This is a genomic window from Actinomadura rubrisoli, from assembly GCF_004349215.1.
Classification (GTDB): Bacteria; Actinomycetota; Actinomycetes; order Streptosporangiales; family Streptosporangiaceae; genus Spirillospora; species Spirillospora rubrisoli.
Window position 1 is genome coordinate 1 of sequence record NZ_SMKU01000396.1, and the last position, 7,856, is coordinate 7,856.

The following is a 7,856-nucleotide window of genomic DNA, read 5'->3' on the forward strand; positions in this document are numbered from 1 at the left end:
CCCGGCGCCCCGCACCGACCCGGCCCGCACCGCTCCGCTCAGCCCCGGCCCGCCCCGGCCCGGCCCGCTCGGTCCCGGCCCGGCCCAGCTCGCACACCGGTCCGGCCGGGCGGCTCAGCCGGGGAAGCTGGCGTGGTAGGTGGCGGCCAAGTCCTCGTCGCCGTGGCCCTGCTCCAGCGCGCGGCGGAAGCGGTCGCCGGCGGCGTCGTTCAGGTCGACGCGGACCTTGCCGGCCTCGGCGGCCTCGTGGATGAGGCGGGTGTCCTTCTCGGCGTTGCGGACGGCGAAGCTCGTCGAGAAGTCGCCGGCGAGGATGGCCTTCATCTTGGCCTGGAGGTAGGGGCTGTCCATGGGGCCGCCGGTGACGACCTCGCCGAACAGGGCGGGGTCGAGCCCGAGGCCCTTGGTGAGCGCGAGCGACTCGGCGATGATCGTGGTCATCGAGATGCCGTAGCTCACCGCGGCGAGCTTGAGGCGGGTGGCCGCGCCGCCCGCGCCGTCCGCGTCCAGCCACAGCGTCTTCTTGCCGACCGCGCCGAACACCGGCTCCAGCGCCGGGCGGACGTCCTCGGGCCCGGCGGCGAGGATGACGAGCTGCCCCTGCTCGGCGGGCTGCCTCGTGCCCTGGACGGGCGCGTCCACGAACACCAGCCCCCGCTCGGCGGCGAAGCCGGAGAGCCGCCGCAGCGAGGCGACGCCGACCGTGCTCGCCTGCGCCCAGATCTGCCCCCGGCGCAGCCCGGGCGCGGCCTCGGCCATCGTGGACAGGACGGCCTCGCCGTCGCTCAGCATCGTGATGACGACGCCGGCGCCCTCCACGGCCTCGGCGGGGGAGCCCGCGACGGTCGCGCCGTCGGCCCCCAGCGGCTCGGCCCGCGACCGTGTGCGGTTCCAGACCGTCACGCGGTGCCCGTCCTTGAGCAGGTTGCGCGCCATGGCGGCGCCCATGATCCCCGTGCCCAGCAGCGCGACATCGGTCATGATCGGAACTCCTCTGTTTTCTTGACTGGTCATTACAGTTATGGGGACGGCGCGTGCGGCACGGCGCCGCCCGCCGGCCGGCCTTACCCGGGAACGGGCAGGGCCCGCAGGGCGGTGTCGACGACCGCGGCGAGGCGCCGCCGGTCGGCGCCCGTCTTCCCCTGGACGCGCAAGCCCTGGATGGTCGTGGTGACGAAGTCGGCCAATGCCGTCACGTCGGCGTCCGGGGGCAGTTCGCCCCGCGCGCGGCCCCTGCGCAGCGCCGTCTCGACGAGCCCGGCGACCCGGTCGAAGGAGTCGCCGACGATCCGTCCCGCGACGGTGTCGCCCGGGAGCCGCTCCACGGCCGTGTTGGTCATCAGGCAGCCCCGCCGCGCAGGGTCGTCGATCGTGTCGTCGACGAGGGCGAGCAGGAGGCCGCGGATCGCCTCGCGGACGGGCGCGTCACCTGCGAGCCGCTCGGCCATCCCCGCTATGGAGCCCTGCGCGTAGTGCCGCAGGGCAAGCTCGTACAGCCCGTCCTTGCTGCCGAACGCCGCGTACAGCGAGCCGCGCCCGACCCCGGTCGCCTCGACGAGGTCCTGGATCGACGTCGCCTCGTACCCGCGGCTCCGGAAGACCTCCACCGCCGCGGCGACGGCCGCCTCGGTGTCGAACTCCCTGGTGCGTCCCATGCCGCCGACCGTAGAGGATTCTGTAACGGCCGGTCAAGTTCGCGGCCCCGGCTCGCCCCGGCTCTCCCCGGTTCCCTCGGCTCGCGTCGGCGGCCCCGCCTCAGCCGTAGGCGGGGCTGTGGTCGGGGGCGTCCGCGTCGGCGTACACCGTGCTGTACGGCGCGGCGAACACCTCTAAGGTCCGCTCCAGCTGCGCCGACCACCACGTCACCAGCGTCGGCTGGTTCTGCCGGGAGGTCTGGAGGGCCGCCTCCCCGGGAGGGGCATCGGACTCGCGCTCGCCCGTTCCGTCCTCGCCGAGGTAGCGGTGGCGCAGCGGCGCCACGTCGCAGAGCCGCTCCCACCACGCGCGGTGCACGGCCGACTGGATCTGCCCGGCGTCCAGCGGGAACGCCGAACGGTGGCCCCGGACGAACGCCTGCACGCGGTCGAGGTCGAGCCCCCGGTCGTCGTCGCAGGCGAACAGCCGGACCGCCGCCCGCACCACCTCGCCGGCGACCGGCCCGGTGGTCAGCCCGTCCCAGCCGAGGACGGCGGTGACGTTGCCCGACCCGCCGTAGCGCAGGTGCCCGGCGTGGAACGAGCCGTGCAGGTGGCCGAACGTGCTCACCTCCATCTCCGGGGGCTGGTGGTCGGCCATCTCGGCGAGCAGTTCCCGCCGCTCCCGCAGCCGCCGGCCCGTCAGCGCGTCGAAGTCGGTTCCGCCGCCGCCGTCGGGGACGGCCTCCAGCATCGCCTCGACCGCCGCGGCCGCGTCCGCCGCGCGCGGGGTCGGCACGAGCATGCTCTGCTGCACCGGCGGCGTGAGGCGGTCGAGCCCGGCGTGCAGCCGCCCGAGCAGCCCGCCCAGCGCCTCGCACTGCGCGAACGTCAACTCCAGCCCGCCGCGCCGCCGCCCGGCGACCCACGGGTACAGGACGTAGCCCCGCCCGCCCGCCGTGACCAGCGTCCGGCCGGTGCGCGCGGGCACCGGCGCGAGGACGGGCAACCCCGCCGCGTCGAGCGCGGCGGTGACCGTGTGCTGGAACAGCACGCGCCGCCGGTCGGGCTCGGCGTACTCCTTCAGGAAGTACGGCCCCTGGGGCGTGTCGACCCGCCAGCACCGGCGGCCCGGCGCGGTGTCGAGGAGCCTGGCCCCGTCCGGCGCGCCGAGATCCCAGCGACCGAGGAGCCGTGGCGGCGGCTCGGTGTCAGCACTCTGTGACGTCGGCACCTCAGCACCTCGGCGGCCCTCGACAGCGGTCGAACGGATGTTCGCCACCGACGGTACACGGCCCGGCGCCCGCCACGAAAGGGAATCGCGTGCCTCAGACCCGTTCGAGGACGACGACGGGGATCTCCCGGTCGGTCTTCTGCTGGTACTCGTCGTAGGCGGGCCAGACGGCGGTCATCTTCCGCCAGAAGGCCGGCTTCTCCTCCGGCGTCGCGGTCCTGGCCCGCGCGGTGAACCGGTCGCCCTTCACCTGCACCCGCACCTCGGGCTCGGCCTCCAGGTTCCGGTACCACAGCGGCGGTTCGTCCGCGCCGCCGTTGGACGCCACGATGAGGTGGTCGTCGCCCTCCTTCTGGTAGATCAGCGGCGTGGTGCGCGGCTCCCCGCTGCGCCGCCCGGTGGTCGTGAGCAGCAGCGTGACGGTCCCCTGCCACTCGTGCCCCTCCTCGCCGTCGGTCTCCTGGTAGCGCTTGACATGCTCTTTGCCGAACAGCATCGGTCCTCCATGCTCCGGGCGCCGCCCGCGGCCCCTCCGGCCGCGCCGCCGCCGTCCCCGTCTCCGGTGGTCACCTGGACGACCTTCCCCGCCCGTGGTCTTCGATGCCGGGCGATCACTACCCTGAGCGGGTGAGCGACGCGACGGAGGTGGCGCGGCGGTGCGCCGAGGCGATGTACGCGCGGGACCGGGTGGCCCAGGACCTCGGGATGCGGATCGCCGAGGTCGCCCCGGGCCGGGCGCGGCTGCGGATGACGCTCGGCGACACGATGGTGAACGGCTTCGGCATCGCGCACGGCGGCTACCTGTTCCTGCTGGCCGACTCCGCGTTCGCCTACGCCTGCAACACCCATGGCGCCGTGACCGTCGCCGCGTCCGCCGATGTGGTCTTCATCGCGCCCGCGCGCAGCGGCGACGTCCTGGAGGCGACCGCCGTGGAGCGCACCCGCTACGGCCGCAGCGGCGTCTACGACGTGACGGTGCGGCGCGTCCCGGACGGGGAGGTCATCGCCGAGTTCCGCGGTGGCAGCCGCACCCGCGACGAGCGCGTCCTGAAGGAGGGAGCCCCGGACGGGAGCGTCCGGGACGAGGGCGTCATCGGCGACGGTCCGGCCGAGCCGCGCTGAGCGACCGCCGAGCCCGGTCGGAGGCGGTGCGCGGGTCAGAGTTCTTTCAGGACGCGGTCGAGTTGGCGGGTCGTGTCGTCGGGGCGCGCGGCGGTGATGCAGAGGTTGTTCATGGCGCGCATGTAGGTGTCGACGTCGGTCGGCTTGTCCAGGTAGAGCGCGCTGGTGAGCTGCTCCAGGTAGACGACGTCGGACAGGCCCGGCTCGGCGAACCGCAGGATGGTGAACGGGCCGCCCGCCGCGGCGTGCCCGCCCGCGCCGAACGGCACGATCTGCAGGGTGACGTTGGGCAGCTCCGACATCTCGATGAGGTGCTTGATCTGCCGCCGCATCACGTCGCGCCCGCCGAGCGGCCGGCGCACGACCGCCTCGTCGAGGACGGCCCAGAGCGTCGGCGCGCCGGGGGAGGTGAACCGCTCCTGCCGGGTCGTGCGGACCTGGACGCGGCGCTCGACCTCCTCCTCGGAGGCATCGGAGAAGCCGAGGCGGACGACCGCGCGCGCGTACTCCCCGGTCTGGAGAAGCCCGGGGACGAACTGAAGCTCGTAGGTGCGCAGCAGCGAGGCGGCCTCTTCCAGGCCCAGGTAGACCTCGAACCAGCTCGGCAGGACGTCGCCGTACCGGTGCCACCACCCGGGGGTGTTGGCCTCCTTGGCCAGCTCCAGCAGCGGCGCGCGGTCGGCCGGGTCGGAGACGCCGTAGAGGGTGAGCAGGTCGGAGACGTCGCGCTCCTTGAAGCCGACGCGTCCCAGCTCCATGCGGCTGATCTTGGAGTGCGAGCCGCGGATCTCGTACCCGGCCTGCTCGGTGGAGATGCCGCGCGCCTCCCGGAGCCGCCGGAGCTGCGCGCCGAGCAGGATGCGCAGGACCGTGGGCCCGCCGCGCCGGGGATAGTCGATCAGCCGGCCGGCCTGATCACTCTCGGCCGGTGGGGTTGGGGCAGCTGAATCCTGGGGCAAGGGGTCACCAGCCAGTCGACGGGTCTGCTCTAGGGCGGAACGGCACCGCCCTATGTTAGAGGATGGAACCACGATTTAGGTAAGTATGAAAAACGCGACTTCGGAGAAACGGCACGTACGTGGTAGAAGGGACGACCGGGCGGGCGGAGACGCCGATCACGTCCGCGACCCTCCTCGTGCCGCGGCGCCGCTCGGTGCCCGCCGAAGCCCGTTGTCGGCCACTTGGACCGTGACCGTCGCCCGTGACCAGTGCGGACAGTGGCGGTGCAGGTGCGGAACGTGGTAGGGGGCGCGGCGGTCCCATCGGCGCGGTGGTCATTTCCATTGGGGCGGCATCACTCTCGGCGTGGGAATTGCCCGGAGTTCTTCTCGGCCGCCGAAGACCAATGTGACCGGTTTTCCCGGTCTTCCCGCATGACGGGAGAATGACCGACGCCTGGCCTCCGGAGGAACATTTGATCGCGGCGACCGGTGGTGACCGCCTGGTCGCCGACCGCTCCGGCGGCATCCGGGAACAGCCGGCCGCGGGCGCGGGTTCCCGATCAGTGGCGCCCATGCCCCGACCGCGAGGAGGACCACACGATGAGCACGCTCCCCGACGAGGCCAAGGAACTGCTCCGCCGGCCGCTGCCCGCCTGGGCCACCACCGTCCGCCCGGACGGCTCCCTGCACAACACCGTCGTCTGGGTCGATCTCGACGGCGACGACGTGATCGTCAACACGGCGGTCGGACGCGCCAAGGAGCAGAACCTGCGTGCGGACGCGCGCGTGTCGGTGAGCATGCTCGATCCGGAGGACGCCTTTCACTGGGTGACGGTGTCCGGCACGGCCCGGCTGGAGACCGAGGGCGCGGACGCCGCCATCGACGCGCTCGCCAAAGAGTATCTCGGCGTGGACACCTATCCCTACCGCGAAGGGGAGGAGAGGCGGCGCGTCACCATCCGGATCACGCCCGAGCGGGTCCTGTACAAGCCCGGCGCGTGACGAAGCTCTCGCCCCCATCGCCCCAGCTCCCGGCCCCGGTGACGAAGCTCTCGTCCCCGGTGGGTGATCTCTGGACAGGGCGCGTCGTTCACTGTTCCCGAGGGCGCCGCGAACGGCGGTCGACGCCGTGGCGCGCGCCGACGCGGCCACCGCCGATCACCACCGCGCATCTGGGGGGAACCATGAACGCGACGATCCCTGACGCACCCGAGATCCGATTCCTGACGTCCGGCGAGGTCTCCGACGCCGAGCGCGCGGCGGCCGAGCGCGCCGTCCGCTCGGCGCTGGCCGCCGCGCGCGGCACCGCGACGTCCGTCCAGGTCACGCTGAGCGTCGTGCCCGACCCGTCCCTGCCCCGCCCGGCGCTGGCCCGGGCCGTCGCGGTGCTGGACGGTCATCGGCTGCGCGCCCAGGCGGCGGCGCCGCGCCTGGAGGAGGCCATCGCCCTGCTCCGCGACCGCCTCGCCGTCCGCACGAGCCACCTGGAAGCCGCGGGCGGATCAGGCGTCAGGCGTCGCGGCGAGTGAAGCCGACCCCGGCCGCTGAGCATCACGCGTCCCTCCGCAGGAACGACCACGCCCCGGCGCCCAGCGCGGCCGCCACGTACGCCACCAGGAGCGCCGCGGCCACGGGCGCCGGCAGGGCGCCGTGCCCATCGGCGGTACCCGGCGCGGACCCTGCGGCGGTGCCCGGCGCGGCGGCGATCTGATCGGCGAGGCTCCCGGGCAGCACCGACCAGATCCGCGTGCCGTACGGGGCGGGCACCAGGCCCGCGAGCATCGGCGAGACGAACAGCAGCGCCACGGCGATGGTGATCGTCGCCGCGGTCGAGCGGAGGACGGCACCGAGCCCCAGCGCGATGAGCGTGACGGCCGCCGTCACCGCTCCCGTCACGAGCAGGTGGGGCACGTGGTCGGCCACGGGGGCGTCGAACGCCCGCATCGGCCGGCCGCCGACGATCGCCTTGCCGGCCAGCAGGGCGGCGGGGCCGCTCACCAGCCCGGCCGCGAGCATCACGGTCCCGGCCACCAGCGCCTTCGCCGAGAACAGCCGCAGCCGGTGCGGCAGCGCGGCCAGGCTCGTCCGGATCATCCCGGTGGCGTACTCGGACGTCATGGTCAGCGCCCCCAGCACGGCCGCGCAGACGGGCAGCGCGAGCGTGAGCGGCTGCTCCGCGGGCGCCGACCGGAACTCCGCCCGCCGCGGCGCCGACAGGCCGTCCCAGTAGCGGGCCGCGTACCACGACCACAGCGCGCACAGCAGCAGGAAGGCGGCGACCGTGCCGAGGACGTAGGCCGTCGACCGGACGGTCCGGAGCTTGTACCACTCCGCCGCGATCGCGTCGATCACGACCCCACCGCCCCGAACTCGGCGCTGCCCGCGGTCAGCTCCATGTACGCCTCCTCCAGCGACGCGCTGCGCGGCGTCACCTCGTGCAGCGGGATGCCGTGCGCGGCGGCGTGGTCGCCGATGTCGGCCACGTCCAGCCCGGTCACCGTCAGGGCGCCGCCCGGAGCGGCCTCCACGGTCCCGCCGGCCCCGGCGAGCAGGCCGGACAGGTCGGCCGGACGCGGCGAGCGCACGAGCACCCCGCGCTGGAACCGGTCCGCCAGCTCCCGCACGGACGTGTCGGCGATCAGCCGCCCGCGCCCGATGATGACCAGCCGGTCGGCGGTCAGCTCCATCTCGCTCATCAGATGGCTGGAGATCAGCACGGTCCGCCCCTCGGCGGCGAGCGCCCGCATCAGCTCGCGGATCCAGCGCACGCCGTCCGGGTCCAGCCCGTTCACCGGCTCGTCGAACATCAGCACGCCCGGATCGCCGAGCAGCGCCGCCGCGATCCCGAGCCGCTGCCGCATCCCGAGCGAGAACCCGCCGACCCGCCTCCGCGCGACGCCCGCCAGGCCCACCCGCTCCAGCACC

The 7,856-nt window shown here is 74.2% G+C and carries 10 protein-coding genes; 3 read left to right on the top strand and 7 right to left on the bottom strand.

The features are described from left to right. Window positions 1–114: 114 nt before the first annotated feature. The 4 genes from E1298_RS40775 to E1298_RS40790 form a co-directional block, all read right to left on the bottom strand. A complete protein-coding gene (locus E1298_RS40775; protein WP_131902740.1) occupies window positions 115–981 on the bottom strand; it encodes an NAD(P)-dependent oxidoreductase in 867 nt (288 codons plus the stop codon). 83 nt (window positions 982–1,064) lie between these two features. Continuing rightward, entirely contained in the window at window positions 1,065–1,655 is a 591-nt protein-coding gene (locus E1298_RS40780; protein ID WP_131902741.1) for a TetR/AcrR family transcriptional regulator, read from the bottom strand. Between the two features lie 100 nt (window positions 1,656–1,755). Further along, entirely contained in the window at window positions 1,756–2,868 is a 1,113-nt protein-coding gene (locus tag E1298_RS40785) for a phosphotransferase enzyme family protein (protein WP_131902742.1), read from the bottom strand. Window positions 2,869–2,962: 94 nt separating this feature from the next. Beyond that, window positions 2,963–3,364 (bottom strand): nitroreductase family deazaflavin-dependent oxidoreductase, encoded by a 402-nt coding sequence (locus E1298_RS40790; protein ID WP_131902743.1) that lies wholly within the window; start codon window positions 3,362–3,364, stop codon window positions 2,963–2,965. Window positions 3,365–3,495: 131 nt separating this feature from the next. On the opposite strand from E1298_RS40790, the gene paaI reads away from it, so the two are divergent. Continuing rightward, window positions 3,496–3,990 (top strand): hydroxyphenylacetyl-CoA thioesterase PaaI, encoded by a 495-nt coding sequence (gene paaI, locus E1298_RS40795; RefSeq protein WP_341770693.1) that lies wholly within the window; start codon window positions 3,496–3,498, stop codon window positions 3,988–3,990. Window positions 3,991–4,025: 35 nt separating this feature from the next. On the opposite strand, the gene E1298_RS40800 is transcribed toward paaI, so the two are convergent. After that, a complete protein-coding gene (locus tag E1298_RS40800; protein ID WP_131902748.1) occupies window positions 4,026–4,892 on the bottom strand; it encodes a helix-turn-helix domain-containing protein in 867 nt (288 codons plus the stop codon). A gap of 639 nt (window positions 4,893–5,531) precedes the next feature. Between E1298_RS40800 and E1298_RS40805 the strand changes: the two genes are divergently transcribed. Both E1298_RS40805 and E1298_RS40810 read left to right on the top strand, forming a co-directional pair. After that, window positions 5,532–5,933, top strand: coding sequence for a PPOX class F420-dependent oxidoreductase (locus E1298_RS40805; protein WP_131902745.1), 402 nt, complete (start codon window positions 5,532–5,534; stop codon window positions 5,931–5,933). A gap of 182 nt (window positions 5,934–6,115) precedes the next feature. Beyond that, window positions 6,116–6,460 carry a hypothetical protein gene (locus tag E1298_RS40810; protein WP_131902746.1) on the top strand — a complete coding sequence of 115 codons (345 nt, stop codon included), beginning with the start codon at window positions 6,116–6,118 and terminating at the stop codon, window positions 6,458–6,460. 22 nt (window positions 6,461–6,482) lie between these two features. Here the strand turns inward: E1298_RS40810 and E1298_RS40815 are convergent, their stop codons facing one another. Together E1298_RS40815 and E1298_RS40820 are read right to left on the bottom strand one after the other, a co-directional pair. Continuing rightward, window positions 6,483–7,283: an ABC transporter permease gene (locus E1298_RS40815; RefSeq protein WP_165975907.1), complete on the bottom strand. Its 801-nt coding sequence runs from the start codon at window positions 7,281–7,283 to the stop codon at window positions 6,483–6,485. Next, the coding region (locus E1298_RS40820; RefSeq protein ID WP_131902747.1) for an AAA family ATPase at window positions 7,280–7,856 on the bottom strand (577 nt) is incomplete at its 5' end. The genes E1298_RS40820 and E1298_RS40815, both read right to left, overlap by 4 nt.